Source organism: Paracoccus angustae (genome assembly GCF_042648745.1).
GTDB lineage: Bacteria > Pseudomonadota > Alphaproteobacteria > Rhodobacterales > Rhodobacteraceae > Paracoccus > Paracoccus angustae.
Window position 1 is genome coordinate 145,720 of the sequence record NZ_JBHRXY010000008.1, and the last position, 19,026, is coordinate 164,745.

General features: G+C 69.2%; 21 protein-coding genes. 11 read left to right on the forward strand and 10 right to left on the reverse strand.

Going from position 1 to position 19,026, the window contains the following annotated elements:
- Positions 1 to 116 precede the first annotated feature (116 nt).
- Complete coding sequence (locus ACFOM8_RS12145) at positions 117 to 605, forward strand: metallophosphoesterase family protein (RefSeq protein ID WP_377761658.1); 489 nt, start codon at positions 117 to 119, stop codon at positions 603 to 605.
- A gap of 182 nt (positions 606 to 787) precedes the next feature.
- On the opposite strand, the gene ACFOM8_RS12150 is transcribed toward ACFOM8_RS12145, so the two are convergent.
- The gene (locus ACFOM8_RS12150; RefSeq protein WP_377761659.1) at positions 788 to 2,044 is read right to left on the reverse strand and encodes a lytic murein transglycosylase; all 1,257 of its coding nucleotides are present in this window, start codon (positions 2,042 to 2,044) and stop codon (positions 788 to 790) included.
- Positions 2,045 to 2,129: 85 nt separating this feature from the next.
- Positions 2,130 to 2,471 carry a hypothetical protein gene (locus ACFOM8_RS12155; RefSeq protein WP_377761661.1) on the reverse strand — a complete coding sequence of 114 codons (342 nt, stop codon included), beginning with the start codon at positions 2,469 to 2,471 and terminating at the stop codon, positions 2,130 to 2,132.
- Between the two features lie 134 nt (positions 2,472 to 2,605).
- Between ACFOM8_RS12155 and ACFOM8_RS12160 the strand changes: the two genes are divergently transcribed.
- The gene (locus tag ACFOM8_RS12160; protein ID WP_377761663.1) at positions 2,606 to 3,076 is read left to right on the forward strand and encodes a YbaK/EbsC family protein; all 471 of its coding nucleotides are present in this window, start codon (positions 2,606 to 2,608) and stop codon (positions 3,074 to 3,076) included.
- Here the strand turns inward: ACFOM8_RS12160 and ACFOM8_RS12165 are convergent.
- Both ACFOM8_RS12165 and ACFOM8_RS12170 read right to left on the reverse strand, forming a co-directional pair.
- Positions 3,066 to 3,413 carry a hypothetical protein gene (locus ACFOM8_RS12165; protein WP_377761665.1) on the reverse strand — a complete coding sequence of 116 codons (348 nt, stop codon included), beginning with the start codon at positions 3,411 to 3,413 and terminating at the stop codon, positions 3,066 to 3,068. The two genes, ACFOM8_RS12160 and ACFOM8_RS12165, sit on opposite strands and share 11 nt — an antisense overlap.
- Positions 3,414 to 3,588: 175 nt before the next feature.
- Entirely contained in the window at positions 3,589 to 4,377 is a 789-nt protein-coding gene (locus tag ACFOM8_RS12170) for an alpha/beta hydrolase (RefSeq protein ID WP_377761667.1), read from the reverse strand.
- Positions 4,378 to 4,441: 64 nt separating this feature from the next.
- Between ACFOM8_RS12170 and kynU the strand changes: the two genes are divergently transcribed.
- From kynU to ACFOM8_RS12190, 4 genes are all read left to right on the forward strand, one after another.
- Entirely contained in the window at positions 4,442 to 5,629 is a 1,188-nt protein-coding gene (gene kynU / locus ACFOM8_RS12175) for a kynureninase (RefSeq protein WP_377761669.1), read from the forward strand.
- A gap of 78 nt (positions 5,630 to 5,707) precedes the next feature.
- On the forward strand, positions 5,708 to 6,754 hold the full coding sequence (locus tag ACFOM8_RS12180) for an efflux RND transporter periplasmic adaptor subunit (RefSeq protein WP_377761671.1): 1,047 nt from the start codon (positions 5,708 to 5,710) through the stop codon (positions 6,752 to 6,754).
- Positions 6,751 to 7,848: an efflux RND transporter periplasmic adaptor subunit gene (locus ACFOM8_RS12185; protein ID WP_377761672.1), complete on the forward strand. Its 1,098-nt coding sequence runs from the start codon at positions 6,751 to 6,753 to the stop codon at positions 7,846 to 7,848. Before ACFOM8_RS12180 ends, ACFOM8_RS12185 begins: the two co-directional genes overlap by 4 nt.
- Complete coding sequence (locus ACFOM8_RS12190) at positions 7,845 to 10,892, forward strand: efflux RND transporter permease subunit (protein WP_377761674.1); 3,048 nt, start codon at positions 7,845 to 7,847, stop codon at positions 10,890 to 10,892. The genes ACFOM8_RS12185 and ACFOM8_RS12190 overlap by 4 nt, the downstream gene beginning before the upstream one ends.
- 93 nt (positions 10,893 to 10,985) lie before the next feature.
- On the opposite strand, the gene map is transcribed toward ACFOM8_RS12190, so the two are convergent.
- Positions 10,986 to 11,783 carry a type I methionyl aminopeptidase gene (gene map / locus ACFOM8_RS12195; RefSeq protein WP_377761676.1) on the reverse strand — a complete coding sequence of 266 codons (798 nt, stop codon included), beginning with the start codon at positions 11,781 to 11,783 and terminating at the stop codon, positions 10,986 to 10,988.
- 106 nt (positions 11,784 to 11,889) lie between these two features.
- Between map and ACFOM8_RS12200 the strand changes: the two genes are divergently transcribed.
- Positions 11,890 to 12,630 (forward strand): competence/damage-inducible protein A, encoded by a 741-nt coding sequence (locus tag ACFOM8_RS12200; RefSeq protein WP_377761678.1) that lies wholly within the window; start codon positions 11,890 to 11,892, stop codon positions 12,628 to 12,630.
- Complete coding sequence (locus ACFOM8_RS12205) at positions 12,630 to 13,343, forward strand: GNAT family N-acetyltransferase (RefSeq protein ID WP_377761679.1); 714 nt, start codon at positions 12,630 to 12,632, stop codon at positions 13,341 to 13,343. The genes ACFOM8_RS12200 and ACFOM8_RS12205 overlap by 1 nt, the downstream gene beginning before the upstream one ends.
- Here the strand turns inward: ACFOM8_RS12205 and ACFOM8_RS12210 are convergent.
- Together ACFOM8_RS12210 and ACFOM8_RS12215 are read right to left on the reverse strand one after the other, a co-directional pair.
- Positions 13,338 to 14,021, reverse strand: a complete 684-nt coding sequence (locus ACFOM8_RS12210; RefSeq protein WP_377761680.1) for a sirohydrochlorin chelatase — start codon at positions 14,019 to 14,021, stop codon at positions 13,338 to 13,340. The genes ACFOM8_RS12205 and ACFOM8_RS12210 overlap by 6 nt on opposite strands.
- A gap of 7 nt (positions 14,022 to 14,028) precedes the next feature.
- A complete protein-coding gene (locus ACFOM8_RS12215) occupies positions 14,029 to 14,592 on the reverse strand; it encodes a DUF4202 domain-containing protein (protein ID WP_377761682.1) in 564 nt (187 codons plus the stop codon).
- Between the two features lie 66 nt (positions 14,593 to 14,658).
- On the opposite strand from ACFOM8_RS12215, the gene ACFOM8_RS12220 reads away from it, so the two are divergent.
- Positions 14,659 to 15,180, forward strand: a complete 522-nt coding sequence (locus ACFOM8_RS12220) for an NnrU family protein (RefSeq protein ID WP_377761684.1) — start codon at positions 14,659 to 14,661, stop codon at positions 15,178 to 15,180.
- 67 nt (positions 15,181 to 15,247) lie between these two features.
- On the opposite strand, the gene ACFOM8_RS12225 is transcribed toward ACFOM8_RS12220, so the two are convergent.
- The gene (locus tag ACFOM8_RS12225; protein ID WP_377761686.1) at positions 15,248 to 16,273 is read right to left on the reverse strand and encodes an NAD(P)/FAD-dependent oxidoreductase; all 1,026 of its coding nucleotides are present in this window, start codon (positions 16,271 to 16,273) and stop codon (positions 15,248 to 15,250) included.
- A gap of 29 nt (positions 16,274 to 16,302) precedes the next feature.
- On the opposite strand from ACFOM8_RS12225, the gene mnmD reads away from it, so the two are divergent.
- Positions 16,303 to 16,974, forward strand: coding sequence for a tRNA (5-methylaminomethyl-2-thiouridine)(34)-methyltransferase MnmD (mnmD, locus tag ACFOM8_RS12230; protein WP_377761688.1), 672 nt, complete (start codon positions 16,303 to 16,305; stop codon positions 16,972 to 16,974).
- Here mnmD and ACFOM8_RS12235 read toward each other — a convergent pair.
- Complete coding sequence (locus ACFOM8_RS12235) at positions 16,971 to 17,696, reverse strand: rhomboid family intramembrane serine protease (RefSeq protein WP_377761689.1); 726 nt, start codon at positions 17,694 to 17,696, stop codon at positions 16,971 to 16,973. The two genes, mnmD and ACFOM8_RS12235, sit on opposite strands and share 4 nt — an antisense overlap.
- A gap of 4 nt (positions 17,697 to 17,700) precedes the next feature.
- On the reverse strand, positions 17,701 to 18,123 hold the full coding sequence (locus ACFOM8_RS12240; protein WP_377761691.1) for an META domain-containing protein: 423 nt from the start codon (positions 18,121 to 18,123) through the stop codon (positions 17,701 to 17,703).
- A gap of 134 nt (positions 18,124 to 18,257) precedes the next feature.
- On the opposite strand from ACFOM8_RS12240, the gene ACFOM8_RS12245 reads away from it, so the two are divergent.
- A partial coding sequence (locus tag ACFOM8_RS12245) for an aminotransferase class III-fold pyridoxal phosphate-dependent enzyme (RefSeq protein ID WP_377761693.1) occupies positions 18,258 to 19,026 on the forward strand: 769 nt, incomplete at its 3' end.

The following is a 19,026-nucleotide window of genomic DNA, read 5'->3' on the forward strand; positions in this document are numbered from 1 at the left end:
AGGCTGTTTGCCCGTGAGTCCACGATCTATCGGGGATGCAGATGGCAAGGCGACCGGGGGTCTGCGCTCCGGTTGTCCGGCATCGTCCCTTCCTTCGCCGAACAGGAACTGCGCCCATGCATCCACTTGGCCAGCCATCTTTGGGGCAGCGTATCGGCGTCATCTCCGACACGCACGGTCTGCTCCGCCCCGAGGCGCTGGAGGCTCTCGAAGGCGTCCACCATATCCTGCACGCGGGCGATATCGGCGATCCCCGCCATCTTGACGCGCTGGCGCGCATCGCCCCGGTAACGGCTATCCGCGGCAACATCGACCGCGGCGACTGGGCCAAGGCCCTGCCCGAAACGGTCAGTCTCACGACCGAAGGCCTGCGGATCCACATGATCCATGACCGCAAGGCCTTGCAGGCCGATCCGCAAGCCGAAGGGTGGGACGTGGTGATCTCGGGGCACTCCCACAAGCCCGGCGTCGAGGAAACCGGCAGCACCCTCTGGCTGAACCCCGGCGCGGCCGGCCCCCGCCGCTTTCGCCTGCCGATCACGCTGGCTTTCCTTTGGAAAGAGGCCGGGCGCCCCCGCGCCATGATCCACCCCTTGCCTGTCTGACTTGCTTCCGCTTGGACATGGCCACCTGAATGGCCCCAAGTCTGCCGGAGGCAGCGGCAGAATCCCTCACGAGTTCGCTACGGATCAATGCCGGCTGCGCAGCATGAAGGCAGGGGTCGTGACCGCAACGGGCCCAAGGCGCCTGAACCATAAGGGCGCCCTTTCGGACGCCCCTTTCTCCATCACCGCCGCAACTGCCCCAGCAGGATCGACGTCGGATATCCGTCCGGCGTCACCCCGATTGACCGCTGGTAGGCCGCGACGGACTCCATCGTGGCCGATCCGAACAGCCCGTCGATCTCGCCCTGGTAAAAGCCCTTGGCGCGCAGGCGCTGCTGGATTTCCTGGCGTTCCGACGTGGACAAGGGGCGGTCGTTCCTCGGCCACGATCCCTGGATGCCGGCGCGGCCCGCAATGCGTTCGCCCAGGAAGGCCACGCCAAGCGCGTAGTTGTCCGAGTTGTTGTAACGCAGGATCGAGCGGAAGTTGTCGAGGATCAGGAAGGCCGGGCCGTTCGCCCCCGCCGGCATGATGATCGAGCCGTTGCCGCCGGGCAGCGCGCCGCCGCCGATCCGGCGCACGCCCTGGGCTGCCCAGTCCGACCGCCGCGTGCCCTTGCCGACCAGGCCCATGTTGAAGCCCGGCGGCAACTGCACCTCGGCCCCCCAGGCCTGGCCGGGGATCCAGCCGTTGCGGCGCAGATAGTTCGCGGTGGATGCCAGCGAATCGGTCGGGTCGTCCGACCAGATGTCGCGCCGCCCGTCGCCGGTGAAATCGACGGCATAATCCAGGTAGGACGTAGGCATGAACTGCGTGTGGCCCATGGCCCCGGCCCAGCTTCCCAGCATGTGTTCGGGATCGGTGTCGCCCGACTGGAGGATCCGCAGCGAGGCGATCAGCTGATTCTGGAACATCTCGCCCCGGCGGCCGTCATAGGCCAGCGTCGCCAGCGACGGGATGATCTGCATCTTGCCCCGGTTGGCGCCGAAATTCGATTCCATCCCCCAGACGGCCAGCACGATCTCTCGCGGGACGCCATAGCGGGCCTCGATCCGGGACAGGATGCCGGCCAGTTGCGCGGCCTTCTGCCGTCCGGTTGTCACGCGCACGTCGGATACCGCGCTGTCCAGATAAAGCCAGACGGGGCGCGAGAACTCGGCCTGCTTGCGGTCCAGGCGGATCACCTCGGGGTTGTAGCGGGCGATGCGCATGGCGCGGTCATAGGTGGCGGGCGATACGCCCGAGGCGATGGCGCGCGGCCGGAAGGATTGAACGAAATTCTGCAAGCCCGCCTCGTCCCCGGCCGAGGCCGCGGGGATCGGCGCGGGCGTGACCGGGGCGCTGCCCCCCGTCGCGCCCGGCGCGCGGTTCATCGGGCCCGCGCATGATGCAAGGGCACCCACCAAGGCGGTGGTCAGGAAGATGCGGGAAAAACTCATGGGGATCGCCTGTCCGTAACTGCTGCTGTTCTGGTTGGCAGGCAGTCTAGCGAATGGGACCTTGCTTGAATAGGCCGGAAGCCTTTCAGTGCAACGTGTCGTTGTCGTCCGACGCGCCTTCGCAACCTTTGAAAAAGGGCTGCATCTGCGCGATGACGACCGAGTTCTCGTCCAAGGCCCGTTGCATCAGGGCGCGTTCCTCGTTGTCGATCTCGTGGCCCTCGGCCAGGCGTTCGTCCAGCGTGCCGTATCCGGTCACGTCCAGCGGCGCGAGATCCGCCTGCTTCAGGATCGCAACGGTTTCGCGCACCGCCTCGGCCTCGTCGCGGCCCGCGGCATAGCAGATCAGCGCGGCGCCGGTGGACCCGTCGGGCAGGCCGTCGTCCTTGGTGCGGCCCACCTCGACCAGCAGGGTATAGACGTTCATGGGCCGGGTCTCCTTGGTGGATTGTTTCCCTGCAACAGCACGAGTGGCGCCGCGCCGCAACGAAAACCGGCGCGGGGCTTCCCCCGGCTTGCCCGGCTCGCTAAGGATCTTGCGGCAAGAACAGGGGGGCGGGGATGAGCAAGAGCCTGGCACGGGTCAGAACGGCGCTGGACAGGGCGGGCCTTTCCGCCGAGATCCTGGAAATGTCGGACGGCACCCGCACGGCCGCCGATGCGGCGCGGGCGGCGGGCTGCACGGTGGACCAGATCGCCAAGTCGATCATCTTTCGCGGCGAGGAGACCGGCCATGTCGTCCTGTTCCTGACTGCGGGCGGCAACCGGGTCGATCCGGCCCGCGCCACGGCCGTTGCGGGTCAGCCGCTGGGCAAGGCCGATGCCGCGCTGATCCGCGAGGAAACGGGCTTTGCCATCGGCGGCGTCGCGCCCGTAGGGCATCTGAAGCCGGTGACGGCCTTTTTCGATCCGCGCCTGCTGGATTTCGACAGGGTCTGGGCGGCTGCGGGCACGCCGCGCCACGTCTTCGCCATCGCGCCAAGGGCGCTGCTGGACCTGACCGGGGCAAGGGTGGCGGATTTCACGGGGTGATCGGTTCAGGCGGCTGCGAAATCTTTAGAAGCGTGTCGCTGCCGGGGCCATGCCACGTGGATCGCGACAGCTCGACTCCCCACCGGCGCTTGTCGCCGCGCGGGTATTGAACCCAGTATTTCATCAGATCGAATCCGAACGACCCGTTATCGGCCTCGGCTTCAAGAACGGGCAGTTTCGACGAAACCATGTCGGCGGCAAGCGCGGCCAATCGGTCCCGGTCTTCCATGGTCAAGGGCCGGAGCGTGTCTTCGATGCTGCACCCGCCCTTGCTGCGGGTCGGCAGCCAGCCGCTGCGGGGGTCGAACCACGTCTCCTCCTGCGGCCAAAGCTTCATCTGCACCAGCCGGGATCCGGGAACAGGTCTTTCATGCCGCACCAAGGGCAGGCATTGTTCCACGAACAGGGAAATTCCTTCGTTCACGCGATCCCGGTCCGGCGTCAGAACCTTTGCCCCGAACCAGCCTGCGGCAGGCCCGCGAGGGCAATCAGGCCAAGGATCGCGCTGCGCTTCATGACGCCAGCAATCTGTTCATCAACGGGCTGTCCGCCCGCTCCAACCCCTCGATCACGTCGAAATGGTGGCGGCCGGGGTCAATGACGCAATCGGTCGCGGCGCCCAGGCCGGCCCAGACATTGGCCAGAAGCCTGGCCTGGCGGATGAACTCGGGCCGCTCCGACCCGCCGACCCAGGTGGTGACGGGAATGCCGGGGCGCGGGGCCAGCAGGGCCGGGCTTTCCGCCGCCGCTTCGGCCTCGTCCAGCCGCAGCGTGGCGTTCATCGCCGTGCGCAGCAGCGGGCGCAGGTCGGCCAGCGGAGAGATCGGCACGCAAGCCGTGACCCGCGCCGCCACCGCATCGGGCAGCGCATCGGGGCAGATCATCCGCGCCGCCAGATGCCCGCCCGCCGAGTGGCCGGTCAGGGCGATGGGACCGTCCACCCGCGCCGCCGCCTCGGCGATGGCGGCGGCCAGCTCTCGCACCATGCGCGCGATACGCGCCGCGGGCGCCAGGGTATAGGGGGGCAAGGCGACTGCCCAGTCCCGCGCCAGCGCGCCTGCCGCCAGATGCGACCAGAAGCCGGGGCCGGATTCCATCCAGTAGCCGCCATGGACAAAGACCATCAGCCCCCGCGCGGGGCCCGACGGGCGGAACAGGTGGCCGCGGCCCAGCGGCTCGGGCGGGCGGCCCGCGCGAAATCGGGCAGAGGCGTCCTGCCAGCGCGCCACGAAGCCTTCGCCCCGGGGGATATGGACGGTGTTCGCATAGGCGTCGTCCCAGTCGGTGATGTGATAGATCATCCTGCCTCTCTCTTTCCGGCAGGAAAGGCCGCTGATACTGTCGGGGTCAAGACGAGGAACCTTCATGACCGATTTCGCCGCCACCCGCCGCGCCTTTCACCTGCCCTCCGGGATCACCTATCTGGACGGCAATTCGCTGGGGCCGATGCCCGTCGCCGCTGCCGACCGCGTGGCGCGGATGATGGCGGACGAGTGGTCGGACATGCTGATCGCCGGCTGGAACAAGGCGGGCTGGTATGTCCAGCCGCGCCGCGTGGGCGACCGCATCGCGCGCCTGATCGGCGCGGGTCCGGGCGAGGTGGTGATGGGCGACACGCTGTCGATCAAGGTGTTCCAGGCGCTGAGTGCGGCCCTGGCGCTGCGTCCCGGGCGCCGGGCGATCCTGTCGGACAGCGGCAACTTCCCGTCCGACCTTTATGTGGCCGAGGGGCTGGCCCGCGCCGTGGGGGCCGAGCTGCGCGTGGTCGCCCCCGAGGATGTCGAGGCCGCGATCACCCCCGACCTGGCCGTCCTGATGCTGACCGAGGTCGATTACCGCACCGGCCGCCGCCACGACATGGCCGCGCTGACGGCCAGGGCCCATGACGCGGGCGCGCTGACCTTGTGGGATCTGGCCCATTCGGCGGGCGCCGTCGATGTGGATCTGACCGGGGCGGATGCCGATTTCGCGGTCGGCTGCACCTACAAGTATCTCAACGGCGGACCGGGCGCGCCGGCCTTCATCTGGACCCATCCCCGCCACGCCGATGCGGCCCAGCCGATCCTGCAAGGCTGGATGGGCCATGACGCGCCCTTTGCCTTCGAGGGGGGCTACCGCCCTGCCGCGGGGATCGAACGGATGCGCGTCGGCACGCCCCCGGTGATCGCCCTGACGGCGCTGGACGCCGCGCTGGATGTCTGGGACGGGGTGGCGATGCCCGACCTGCGCGCCCGGTCGGTCGAATTGACCCAGGCCTTTATCGCGGGGGTCGAAGCGGAGTGCCCGGAGGTGACGCTGAATTCGCCCCGCGATCCGGCGCTGCGGGGTTCTCAGGTCAGCTTCCGCCATCCGCAGGGCCATGCGGTCATGCAGGCGCTGATCGCGGCGGGGGTGGTGGGCGATTTCCGCGCGCCCGACGTGCTGCGCTTCGGCTTTGCGCCGCTTTACAACGGCAACGACGACGTGAACCGCGCGGTCGGGACGCTGGCCCGGATCCTGCGCGACGGCTCGTGGGATGCCGAAAAGTTTCATCACAAGGCCGCGGTGACATAAAGGCGGGGTCTTTCGTCTTTCACGATTGTGACGCACAAATGCCGCATTCGATGGGACAGGTTTATGCGCGCGTTGGGATTGGCACTGGTCTTTGCTGTGGGTGCAGGCGCATCCCCGCTGCTGGCGCAGGACGGCCCGTTGCGCGTCGAACTGGTCGCGGCCCGGGAAAGGGCGGTCCAGCTTGACCTGCAACTGTCGGGCAGCATCACCGCCACCGACAGCGTCGAGCTGAGCTTCCGCCAGGCCGGGCGGGTGATCCGCGTGCTGGTGGACGAAGGCGACCGCGTGGCCCAGGGGCAGGAACTGGCGCGCCTGGATTCGGTCCAGCAGGACCAGGCCCTGCGCGTGGCCGAGGCCGGGCTGGCCGCCGCCCGCGCCGGTCTGGCGCAGGCCCGGCAGGCCAGCGACCGGGCCGAGGCGCTGCTGGCACGCGGCGTCGGCACCCGCGCCGCCCGCGACGAGGCCCTGCAAGCCCTGTCCGAGGCCCAGGGCAATGCCGAGCGGGCCGAAAGCACGCTGGACCAGGCCCGGCGCGCGGTGGGCGACACGATCCTGCGCGCGCCCACGGATGCCGTGGTGACGGGCCGCGACATGGCCCCCGGCCAGATCGTCGGCGCGGCCCAGGTGGTGCTGACCATCGCCACGCTGGAGGGTCTGGAGGCCGAATTCGCGGCCCCCGACCATCCCGGACTGGACAGTGCCCTGGGCACCTCGGTCCGGCTGGACACCATCGACATCGACCGGCCCGGAATGCGGGGCAGGGTGACGGAAATCTCGCCCCTGGTCGATCCGGCCACGGGAACCGTCACCCTGCGCGTCAGCATCGACGATGTGGACGGCGACACCGCGCTGCTGGGGGCCGCCGTGCGCGGCCATGTGGACATCGCCGCCGATACCGGCATCGCCGTGCCCTGGACGGCGCTGATGCGCGACGGCGACCGGCCGGCCGTCTGGCGCGTGGACCGGGACAACCGGGTCAGCCTGGTGCCGGTGAGCATCGGCCATTTCGCCAATGACGTGGTGTATCTGTCCGGCGGCATCCAGGCGGGCGATGTGGTGGTGGGGGCGGGTTCGCAGCTTCTTTATCCGGGCCGCCAGGTCCAGCAGGCCGAGGCGCTGCCATGAGGATGCCGATCGTCCTGCTTGCCGCGCTTTCCTTTGCCGCGCCCGCCCGCGCCTTGGACCTGCCCGCATGGCTCGACTTCAGCTCGCAGGCGCAGGAGGACGTTCCGATCCGCCCCGTGGTGTCCGAGATCGTCGAGGACCGGGGCGAGGATGCGCGGTGGATCCCCGGCGTCGTGGCCTCGCGCACGCAGGTGACGATGGCCTTTCAGACGCTGGGGCGGATGGTGTCGCGCGATGTCGATCTGGGCGACCGGGTCCGGCAGGGCGACGTGCTTGCCAACCTCGCCGCCGAGGATCTGGAGGCGACCACCCGCGCCGCCGAAGCAGCCCTGGCCGCCGCCGAGGTCCAGCGCGACACCGCCCGCCTGACGCTGGAACGGACAAGGGCGCTGGCCGCCCGCAATGTCGCCAGCGCCGCGCAACTGGAACAGGCGCAGCGCGCCGCCGCCGCCGCCGAGGCGGGCGCCGAACAGGCGCGCTCCGCCCTGGTGCAGGCGCAGGATGCGCAGGGCTACGCGCGCATGATCGCGCCCTTCTCGGGCGTGGTCAGCGCCGTTTACGAGGCCCCCGGCAGCGTGCTGAGCGCGGGAACGCCGGTTCTGCAACTCTCGGCCGAGGATCAGCGCGAGGCGGTGATCGACCTGCCCGAATCGGCCCTGGCGGGCCTGCCCGGCGATGCCGTCTTCACCGTCTGGCAGCGCACCGATCCCGACCGGCAGGTCCGCGCCGTGCTGGACCGGATCGACCCGATCGCCGATGCCGCGACCCGCACGCGCAGGCTTTATCTGACCCTGCCGCCCGATTCCCCCTTCCGCCTTGGCGCGCTGGTCCGCGCCCGGCTGGGCACCGCCGCCGAACCCGCGCTGATGCTGTCGGCTGCGGCGATCTTCCGGCGCGACGGCGCCCCCCATGTCTGGCGCGTCCTGCGCCAGGGCGATGCCGCCCGCGTCGAGGCCGTGCGCATCACGCCCGCCGCCGAATTCCAGGACAGCGTGCTGATCGGCGAAGGGCTGGAGCCGGGCGATGAGGTGGTGATCCGGGGCGTCAATTCGCTGGCCGACGGCCAGCCCGTGGGGCCAAGGGTCCAGCCATGAAGCGTTTCAACCTGTCCGACTGGGCGCTGCAACACCGCAGCTTCGTGTGGTTCCTTTTGATCGTCTCGCTTGTGGCGGGGGCGCTCAGCTACAACAATCTCGGGCGCGAGGAAGACCCGAACTTCACCATCAAGACCATGGTGATCAGCGCCGCCCTGCCCGGCGCCACCATCGACGAAACGCTGAACCAGGTCACGACGCGCATCGAGAAAAAGCTGGAGGAGCTGGACGAGCTTTACTTCACGCGGTCGGTCACCATGCCGGGGCAGGCGGTCGTTTACGTCGAGTTGCTGGACACCACCCGCGGCCCCCGCGTGCCCGAGATCTGGAAGCGCGTGCGCGACATGATGTCCGACATCCGGCCCGAATTTCCGCAGGAATTCGCAGGGTTCCAGTTCAACGACGATTTCGGCGACGTGTACGGCAACATCTATGCCTTCACCGCCGACGGGTTCAGCCCGCGCGAGCTGCGCGACCGGGTGGAACGCATCCGCAAGCAGGTCGCGGCCCTGGACGCCGCCGGCAAGACCGAGCTTCTGGGCGAGCAGGCCGAGCAGATCTATCTGGAATTCTCGGCCGCCCGTCTGGCCGCGCTCGGGCTGAACCAGCAGGAGGTGATCGCCACCCTGGCCCAGCAGAACGCCATCTCGCCCTCGGGCGTCATCCAGGCCGGGCCGGAACAGGTGCTGGTCCGCGTGGGCGGGCAGTTCGACGATGCCGATTCCATCGCCGCCGTCAACCTGCGCGTGGGCGAACGCTTCTTCAACCTGGGCGACGTGGCAACCGTCACGCGCGGCTATCAGGATCCGCCGCAGTCGCTGTTCCGCCACAACGGCAAGCCCGCCATCGGTTTGCAGATCGGCATGCGCGAGGGCGAGAACATCCTGGAATTCGGCAAGGAGCTGGACGCCCTGATGAAGCGCGTCGCCGCCGACCTGCCGATCGGGATCGAAATGGCCAAGGTGGCCGACCAGCCGCATGTCGTCGACGACGCCGTGGGCCATTTCGTCACCGCCCTCGCCGAGGCCGTGCTGATCGTCCTTGTCGTCAGCTTCGTCAGCCTGGGCTTCCGCGCGGGCTTCGTGGTCACGCTGACCATACCTCTGGTGCTGGCGATCACCTTTGTGATCCTGGACCTGTACGGCATCACCTTGCAGCGCATTTCCCTGGGGGCGCTGATCATCGCGCTGGGCCTGCTGGTCGATGACGCGATGATCGCCATCGAAACGATGATTTCCCGCCTGGAGATCGGCGAGTCGCTGGAAAGCGCCGCCAGCTATGCCTGGACCTCGATCGCCTTCCCGATGCTGACGGGCACGCTGGTCACGGTGGCGGGCTTTATCCCCATCGGGCTGAACAGTTCGGCGGCGGGGGAGTTCACCTTTTCGCTGTTCGTGGTGATCGCGGTGTCGCTGGTGATTTCCTGGGTCGTCGCGGTGCTGTTCGCGCCGCTGCTGGGGGTCGCCTTTCTGCGCCCCTATGCGGCGCATCACGAACACAAGCCGGGTTGGCTGCGGCGGCGGTTCCACGGGCTGCTGCTGTGGTCGATGCGCCGCAAATGGATCGTCATCGCCCTCACCCTGGCGCTGTTTGCCGCATCCGTCTGGGGAATGCGCTTTGTCGAACAGCAGTTCTTCCCCACCTCGGACCGGACCGAGGTTCTGGTCGACATCGCCGAACGCCAGAACACCTCGATCGCCAAAACGCGCGCGGACATGGACCGGCTGGAGGAGATGCTGGCCGGCCACGACGACGTGCTGTTCTGGACATCCTATGTCGGCAGCGGCGCGCCGCGCTTCGTGCTGGCGATGGATGTGCCGACCCCCGGACCCTATATGGGCCAGATCGTCATCCAGACCCCGGATCTGGCCGCCCGCGACCGCCTGAAGGCGCAGATCATGGACCGGGCGGCGCGCGAATTCGCGGGGGTCGACATCTATGTCAAAAACCTGGAAATCGGTCCTCCGGTCGGCAAGCCCGTGCAATACCGCGTCAGCGCCCCCGATGCCGACGCCGCCCGCGACGCCGCGCGCGATCTGGCAGCCGTGCTGGCGAAAGAGCCGCGGCTGCGCGACATCTCCATGGACTGGAACGAGCCTGCGCGGGTGGTCCGGCTGGAGATCGACCAGGACCAGGCGCGCCGGTTGGGGGTGACCAGCCAGGAAGTGGCCGATACCCTGTCGGCGCTGTTTTCCGGCGTGACGGTCACGCAGCTGCGCGACGACATCTTCCTGATCGATGTCGTCGGGCGGGGCGAGGCGGATGACCGCACCTCGCTGGATTCGATCCGCAACCTGCAACTGAGACTGACCGGCGGCCGGGGCACGCCCCTGGTCTCGATCGTTTCGATGGACTACGCGACCGAACAGCCGCTGATCGCGCAGCGCGACGGGCTGCCCACCGTGACCGTCAAGGCGGCGATCTCGACCAGCGACCAGCCCGCCACGCTGGTCAATGCGCTGGCGCCCGCCGTGGCCGAGTTTCAGAAGGGGCTGCCGTCCGACGTGACCATCACCGTTGGCGGCACGGTCGAGACCTCGGCCGACAGCCAGGAGCCGATCGCGGCCGTGGTGCCCGTGATGCTGCTGATCATGGCGCTGCTGGTGATGATGCAGATGCAAAGCTTCCGCCTGTCGCTGATCGTCTTTGCCGCCGCGCCCCTGGGCCTGATCGGGGTGGTGGCGGTGCTGGTGCCCTTTGGCGTGCCGATGGGGTTCGTGGCGATCCTGGGGATCCTGGCGCTGATCGGCATCCTGATCCGCAACTCGGTCATCCTGGTCCACGAGATCCAGGAACTGCTGCACAAGGGCCGCGACCCCTGGCAGGCGGTGTTCGAGGCTTCCGACAGCCGCGCCCGGCCGATCCTGCTGACCGCCGCGGCGGCGTCTCTGGCGCTGATCCCCATCGCGCGGCAGGTGTTCTGGGGACCGATGGCCTTCGCCATGATGGGCGGCATCATCGCGGGCACGCTGATCACGCTGGTTTTCGTGCCCGCCCTTTATTGCGCGGTGATGCGGGTCAGGCCGCCGGCGGACCGGGCCTGATTTTCCGCCGCCCGCCTGCCCGCACCGTTGCGGTGCGGGTTCCACCGGCGGCAACGCCTGCCGGCGGTGCCATCGCGGGACGCAAATGGCGCCTCAGCCGAGGTCCGGGAAGAACCTGTCGGAAGCCGTGAAGATCTCGCAGCCATCCGCGGTGACGCCGATGGAATGTTCGAACTGCGCGGACAGGGACTTGTCGCGGGTCACGGCGGTCCAGTCATCGGCCAGCACCTTGGTTTCGGGGCGGCCCAGGTTGATCATCGGCTCGATGGTGAAGAACATGCCTTCCTCGAGGGCCGGGCCCTTGCCGGGGCGGCCGAAATGCAGCACGTTGGGCGGGGCGTGGAAAACCCGGCCCAGGCCATGGCCGCAAAAGTCGCGGACCACCGACATGCCGTGGCTTTCGGCATAGGTCTGGATCGCCGCGCCGATGTCGCCGAAGGTGGCGCCGGGGCGCACCGCCTCGATCCCCTTCATCAGCGCGTCATGCGTCACCTGGATCAGCCGGCGCGCCTTGATCGAGGCCTTGCCCGCCACATACATGCGGCTGCTATCCCCGTACCAGCCGTCGACGATCACCGTCACGTCGATGTTCAGGATGTCGCCGTCGGCCAGAACCTTGTCGCCGGGAATGCCGTGGCAGACGACATGGTTCACGCTGATGCAGCTGGCATGTTCATAGCCGCGATAACCGATGGTGGCCGAGGTCACGCCCAGGTCCTGGACGCGGCGGGTGATGAAATCGTCCAGCGCCCCGGTGGTGACGCCGGGGCGGACCAGCGGCCCGACCTCGTCCAGGATCTGCGCGGCCACGGCGCCCGCCTTGTGCATGCCCGCGAAATCCTCGCGCACATGGATGCGGATGCCTTCCTTGGTGATGTGGCTCTGGTCCATCGGTGATCCTTTCGTTCGCTCGCATAGATAGACCCGCATGGCCACTTGTTCCAGTCCCGCGCGTGGGCATAGATGCGGGGCAGCACAGGTTTCAGGGGGCAGGGCGATGCAATCCGACAATCCGACGGCGGCGATCCTGGTGATCGGGGACGAGATTCTGTCCGGCCGCACCCGCGAAGGCAACGCGCATCACCTGGCGCAGGTGCTGTCCGCGACCGGCTTCGACCTGCGCGAAATCCGCGTGGTGGCCGACGACCACGACCGGATCGTCGCGGCGATCCGCGCCCTGGACCGCGGCCTGGGCGGGGACTACGACCTGCTGTTCACGTCGGGCGGCATCGGGCCGACGCATGACGACATCACCGCCGACGCCGTGGCCGATGCCCATGGCACCACGGTCGAGATCCACCCCGAGGCGCGCGCGATCCTGCAAGCCCGCTGCGACCGGATGGGATACGACCTGACCGAAAACCGCCTGCGCATGGCCCGCATTCCGGTGGGCGCGACGCTGATCCACAACGCGGTGTCGGGCGCGCCGGGCTTTTCCATCGGCAACACCCATGTGATGGCGGGCGTGCCCGAGGTTTTTCGCGGCATGGTCGACTGGCTGATCCCGCGCCTGCCCGGAGGCCGCCCCGTCCAGTCCCAGAGCGTCGAGGTCCGGCGCGGCGAAAGCGACGTGGCCGAGGGGCTGCGCGCCGTGGCGGGCGATTACCCCGACCTGTCGCTGGGTTCCTATCCCTTCCAGGACGCGACAGGCTGGGGCACGAACCTGGTGGTGCGCGGCCTTGACGCCGATCGCGTGGCGCAGGCGATGGCGGCGCTGAAGCAGCGCCTGTCGCTTTGATGGAGCCCGGTCTGGCCCGGGCCTTCGAGGAGACCTGGCCCGCCGCCGAATACGCGGATGCGGGCGGCTTCCGGGTGGGGCGCGGCCTTGGCGCCGGCGGGCGCGTCAGTTCGGCCCGCGTCATTGGGACCTGGGCGCCCGAGGACATCGCGGCGGCCGAGGCGATCCATCGGGACTGGAACCAGCAGCCGATGTTCCGCGTGCCGGACAGCGACGGCGCCCTGATCGCCGCCCTGGCCGCCGCCGGATACCGGCGAGACACGCCGACCGCGATCATGCAGGCGCCCGTGGCATCGCTGACCGGCCAGCCGATCCCGCCCTTGACGACCTTCGCCGTCTGGCCGCCCCTGGCGATCCAGCGGGACATCTGGTCGTCAGGCAGCATCAACCCGGCGCGCCAGGCGGTGATGGAGCGCGTGGCGGGACCGAAGACCGCGATCCTGGGCCGCATGGACGACCGCGCGTCGGGCGCCGCCTTTGCCGCGATCGGGGGCGAGGCGGCCATGGTCCACGCGGTCGAAGTCCTGCCGCAGTTCCGCCGCCGCGGTCTGGCGGGCTGGATGATGCGGCAGGCCGCGGCCTGGGCCGCGGATCACGGCGCCACGCGGATCGGCCTGGCCGACAGCCGCGCCAATGCGGGCGCCCGGGCGGTCTATGACCGGCTGGGGTTCGTCGAGGTCGCGGGTTACGCCTATTACGCCAGGCCGTCATAGCGCCGCGCGGATGCTGGCTGCGATCAGGGCGGGCACCTCGGGCGCAAGGCCGATGGGGTCGAGGCGCGGGCCGGTGAAGCCCGCCCGATCCAGGGCTTGGGGCAGGTCGTCCAGGACATGTTCGGCCCGCAGCGCGAACAAGGGCAGGCTGACGGCGCGGCTCAGGCCCCTTGCCGCGTCGGCGATGAAGGGTTCCTGTTCGACAAAGCCCGTGACGACGCGCGCGAACTGCGGGGCGATGCTTTCGGCAAGCGCGGTGGTGATGGCGAAGGACGCCTGCGAGCGTTGCGAGCCATGGGCCGAAAGCAGCAGCGTGGTGTCCCGCGGCGCCCATCCCTGAGCGGCCGCCGCCCCATGGGCCTGCGCCACGATCAGGCCGGGCAGGGCCGGATCGGTGCCGAAGGGCCGCAGCACCCGCGCCCCGCCCGCCCCCGCCTGCGCCAGGCGGCGGGGCAGTTCGGTGCGGGTGAACCAGCCCTCGGCCATGAACATCGGATAGATCAGGCTGTCGTCGCCGGCCACCGCCGCAAGGGCGCCGGGCATGGCCAGCGTCGCGCCCGCGACCGGGCAGCCGGGGTCGCGGGCGGCGACGCGGGCGGCCAGATCCTCGATGGCCCGCTGCTGCGGGCCGGGATCGCCCGGTTGGCCGTGCGATACGATGATCGCCTTGGTCACCATGGGCGCGTCACGGGCGGAAATGCCGGGCCAGGGCCTCGGGCATGGGAAACTCCTCCAGCGCCCGCGCGCGGCCCTCGGGGGACATCTTGGCGGCGGTCTTCTGGATGATGCGGTCCATCTTCTCGTCGGGAATCGCAGCCATGAAATCGCCCAGATACCAGCGGATGAAGGTGAAGCAGATCACGTCCTCTAGCGCCTGCACCTCGGGGTCGCGCTTGAGGCCCTGCTTGGTCAGCATCTTGCGGGCCCGGGCGATGTCGTCCTCGCCATAGCCCGCATCGGCCATGATGCCCGCGATGCGGGCGGCGTGGCGGCGGCCTTGTTCCTGGCGCCATTGCAGATAGCCCGCCCGGTCCATGGGATAGGCGTCTCGCGGCAAAAGCCAGCGTTCGATATGCTGGCCCCGGCAGGCGATCCGCAGCGGGTCCGAGGCCCGGGGGAACAGGTGCTGCTGCTGTTCGGTCATCCGCTGGCCGTAGAGCAGGTTGGCGGGCTTGCCCTCGTCCAGGTTCGGATCAAGGGCATTGGCGGCGTCGATGGCCTGAAAGGCGTGGTCAAGGCGGCTGGTCATGGGGCGTCCTTTTTGCCGCAGTTTCACCCGCTGGCGGCTCTGCCTGCAAGCGGCTAGATGGGGGCCATGACCGGATGGATCGAATATCTGCTTGCCTGGATCTGTTTTTTGGGCGCGCACATGATCCCGGCGCTGCCCGGGCCGCGCGGCTGGCTGATCGGACGCCTGGGACGGCGGGGATACCTGGCCGCCTTTAGCCTGCTTTCGATCGGGCTTTTGTATTGGCTGATCGTCGCGGCCGGGCGCGCGCCCTATGTGCATCTGTGGGACCAGCCCTTGTGGAGCCGCTGGCTGGTCAATGCCGCCATGCCGCTGGCGATCCTGACGGCTGCGCTGGCGCGCGGCATGTCGGGGCTGGTCGCGGCCTTTGCTCTGTGGGCGGGCGCGCATCTGGTCGCCAACGGCGATCTGGCCCATGCGGTCTTTTTTGGCGGGATGGGGATCTTCGCGCTGTCGGGCGTTGCGCGGTCGGGGCTGCCCCGGACGTTCCGCGTGACATGGAAGCGGCTGGGGCTGGCGGTGCTGGTCTGGGCGGCGCTGCTGCATCTGCATCCGCTGGTGATCGGCGTGTCGCCCTTGCCTGCCTGACGGCAGGCGCAAGCCGGGGGCGCTTCGCCCCCCGGACCCCCCGAGGATATTTGGGGTCCAATGCAGGTTACAGCCGGAAGCCGTCCGGGATGGTGTCATGACCGTTCAGGATCAGGTCGGCCACAACCTGCGCGATCTTGGGAGCCATGCCGAAGCCGATCTTGAAGCCGCCATTGGCGACGTAGTGGCCGGGGCGCCCCGGCCAGGGGCCGAGGATCGGGGCGCGGGTCCGGGCACGGGGGCGGGCGCCGGCCCAGCGGTCGATCACGGGGGCGTCGCGCAGTTGCGGGCAGATGCCGCGGGCCTTGGCGATCAGGGCGTCGATGCGGTCATCAACGTTCAGGTCGGCGTAATCGTTCTGGGAGGTCGAGCCAACCGCCACCGTTCCATCGGCATGGGGCACCACATGCAGACCGTCGGCAAAAACCTGCGGCGCGTCGGGGGCGGCGTATCGCAGCAGCGCCGATTGGCCCTTGACGCCCTTGCCGACGGGTCGGCCCAGGTCGCGGGACAGATCCTCCAGTCCGGGCGTGCCGGTGGCCCAGAGGACCGCGCCGGCAAGGGAGCCGGGGTCTTGACCCTCGACGATGTCGCCGCCGTGGTTGCGGATGGCGGCGGCAAGCGCCGCGCCGGCCGCGCGCGGGGACAGGCGGGCGGTCAGGCCGTCGAACAGCCAGAAGCCCGAAGGGCTTTCGGGCACCAGATCGCCAGCCGGGGCGTCGGTCAGGCCCATCGCGCAATCGGCGGGCCAGCGTTCGGCTGCGGCGGCGATGCGGTCGCGCAGGCGTTCGGCGGCGGCCGCATCGGCCACGGGTTGCAGCCGGCCCGTGCGCGCATAGCCGGAGGGCAGGCCGGACGCGGCCTCGACCCCCACCCAGAAGGCCGGAGCCAGCAGCAGGCTGTCCAGCTGAAAGGCCTTTTTCGGGTTCCAGTTTTCGGGCGCGTGGGGGGCCAGCGCGCCGACATGGCCGCCCGAGGATCCCGCCCCGATCCGCCGGGCCTCGATCAGGCGGACGCGGGCGCCGCGCCGGACCATCTCCCACGCGCAACTCAATCCGAAGATGCCGCCGCCGACGACCGTGACGCTTGTCAAAGCCGGTGCCTTTCCCCTAGCTGCCGTTCATGAGCGCGTTACCCGATCACGACCCCGCCCGCCACCCGCAGCTTGACTGGCGGGACGGCGGCGTGCCGGTGTCCGTCCGATTCGACGATCCCTATTTCAGCCTTGCGGGCGGATTGGCGGAAACGCGGCATGTCTTTCTGGACGGCAACGGCCTGCCCGCGCGGCTGCGGCCCGGGTTCCATGTGGCGGAACTGGGCTTCGGGACCGGGCTGAACTGCCTGGCGCTGGCGCAGGCCTCTGCCGTGCCGGTCGTGATGACCAGTTTCGAAGCCTGGCCGATGAGCTTGCCGCAACTGGAGCAGGCCCATGCGGCCTTTCCCGAACTGGCGGATCTGTCGGCGCGGCTTCGGGCAGGCTGGGGCCGCAATGTCGTTCAGGTCGGCCCGGTCGAATTGCGGCTGGTGCGGGGGGACGTGGCGCAAACCCTGCCGGCCTGGCAGGGCCGGGCGGACGCCTGGTTCCTGGACGGCTTTTCCCCCGCCAAGAACCCCGCGATGTGGAACCCCGGGATCATGGCTCATGTCGGGCGCTGCACCGCGCCGGGCGGCAGTTTCGCCACCTATACGGCGGCGGGCGCGGTGCGGCGCGCCCTGGCCGACGCGGGGTTCCAGGTCGATCGGCGCCCGGGTTTCGGCCGCAAGCGGCACATGAGCGCGGGGATCAAACCCTAGCGGCCCACGCGCGGGATGCGGGTCGGGACATAAACCACCTCGGGATGCGGGGGATGGCCATGGGTGCGGGCCCAGAAGCCCGTTCCGCCAAGCCGCAGGAAACGCGGCAGGGCCAGCACGACGCCCGCCAGAAAGCCCCCGGCATGGGCCCAGTAGGCGACCCCGCCCTGATCGCCCGGGGTCGTGTAGCCGCCGAAGATCTGGATCGCCAGCCAGACGCCCAGCACCACCCAGGCAGGCAGGGTGAAGACCTTGAAGAAGACGATGAAGATGGCGAGGATGTCGACCTTTGCCCGCGGAAACAGCAGCAGATAGCCGCCCATCACGCCCGCGATCGCGCCCGAGGCGCCGACCATGGGAATGGCCGAAAACGGTTCGGCCGCGATCTGGGCGGCGGCGGCCACAAGGCCCGCGATCAGGTAGAAGGCCAGAAAGCCCGGCCGGCCCAACTGTTCTTCCAGGTTGTCGCCGAAGATATAGAGAAACAGCATGTTTCCCGCGAAATGCATGAACCCGCCATGCAGGAACATGTGGGTCAGAAGGCCCCACATCAGTTCCCCCTGGATCACCGCCAGGGGATAAAGCGCCAGCCGCGTCCACAGCCATTCGCCGCCCTGAACCACCGGCAAGGTCAGCAGGAACATCGCCAGGTTGACCGCGATCAGCCCGTAAGTGACCCAGGGCCTTTGCAGCGACGGGTTGTGGTCGCGGATCGGGAACACCGGATCAGCTCCCGTCTGCGGGAACCAGGCCGATGCGTTCCCTGCCCTCGGGGTCGATCAGGGCGATGCCATCGCCCAGTCGGCGGGCGGCGGTGATGCTGCCCAGGGCGTTGCCGAAGCGCATCTCGGCCAGGTTGCGGTCCGCTTCCGCGCAGGCCATGCGGGTCATCACGGTGCCGCTGACGGTCATGGCGCCGTTCCGCTGGGTCAGCTGCCCGCTGTAGCGGTTGCAGGGCGCCCGGCCGGTGACGCGGCTGCCTTCGCCCACGTCGAAGGTGACGCCCGCCGGGGCGGGGGCGCCGTCGATGCGGGCCACGGTGAAGCTGCTGCCCGGCCGCAGCATCGAAACGGACCGCTCGCCCGCGTCCTGGCAGGCGGTCAGGGCCGAGACGGCGGCAAGAATGGCAAGGGTACGGGTGATGGTCATGCGGTCCTCGGAAGGGGGCGCTGGGGGGCTTTGCGGCCAGCATCGCGCGGCGGCCCGGGCTGCGCAAGGGCGGGCCTGTTCGGAGAGCAGGCGCTGCGCTAGCATCCGCCAAATCCGCCAAGGGAGCGATTCCGATGACCACCATGACCGACCGCAAGAACGCCGCCATTTCCCGGGGCGTCGGCATGACCACGCAGATCTATGCCGAACGCGCCGAGAACGCCGAAATCTGGGATCGCGACGGCAACCGCTTTATCGACTTTGCGGCGGGCATCGCGGTTGTGAACACCGGCCACCGCCATCCCCGCGTGATCGAGGCCGTCAAGGCGCAGCTGGACCGCTTCACCCATACCTGCCACCAGGTCGTGCCTTACGAGAATTACGTTTCGCTGGCCGAGCGTCTGAACGCGCTGGTTCCCGGCGATTTCGACAAGAAGACGATCTTCGCCACCACCGGGGCCGAGGCGGTCGAGAATGCCGTGAAGATCGCCCGCCACTACACGGGCCGTCCCGGCATCGTCAGTTTCGCGGGCGGATTTCACGGGCGGACCTTTATGGGCATGGCGCTGACCGGCAAGGTCCAGCCCTACAAGGCGGGCTTCGGGCCGATGATGCCCGATGTCTGGCACCTGCCCTTCCCGAATCCGCTGCACGGCGTTTCCAAGGAGGACGCCCTGAAGGCCTTGCAGCAGTTGTTCAAGGCCGACCTGGAACCCGGCCGCGTCGCCGCCATCATCGTCGAACCCGTGCAGGGCGAGGGTGGCTTTTACGAGGTGCCCGCGGGCTTCATGGCGGAGCTGCGCGCGCTTTGCGACCATCACGGAATGCTTGTCTTAAGATTCTTCCTGGCTCCTGTGCGATACGGGAGCCGCTCTCCGGCACCTTATACATGCCGGAGAGCGG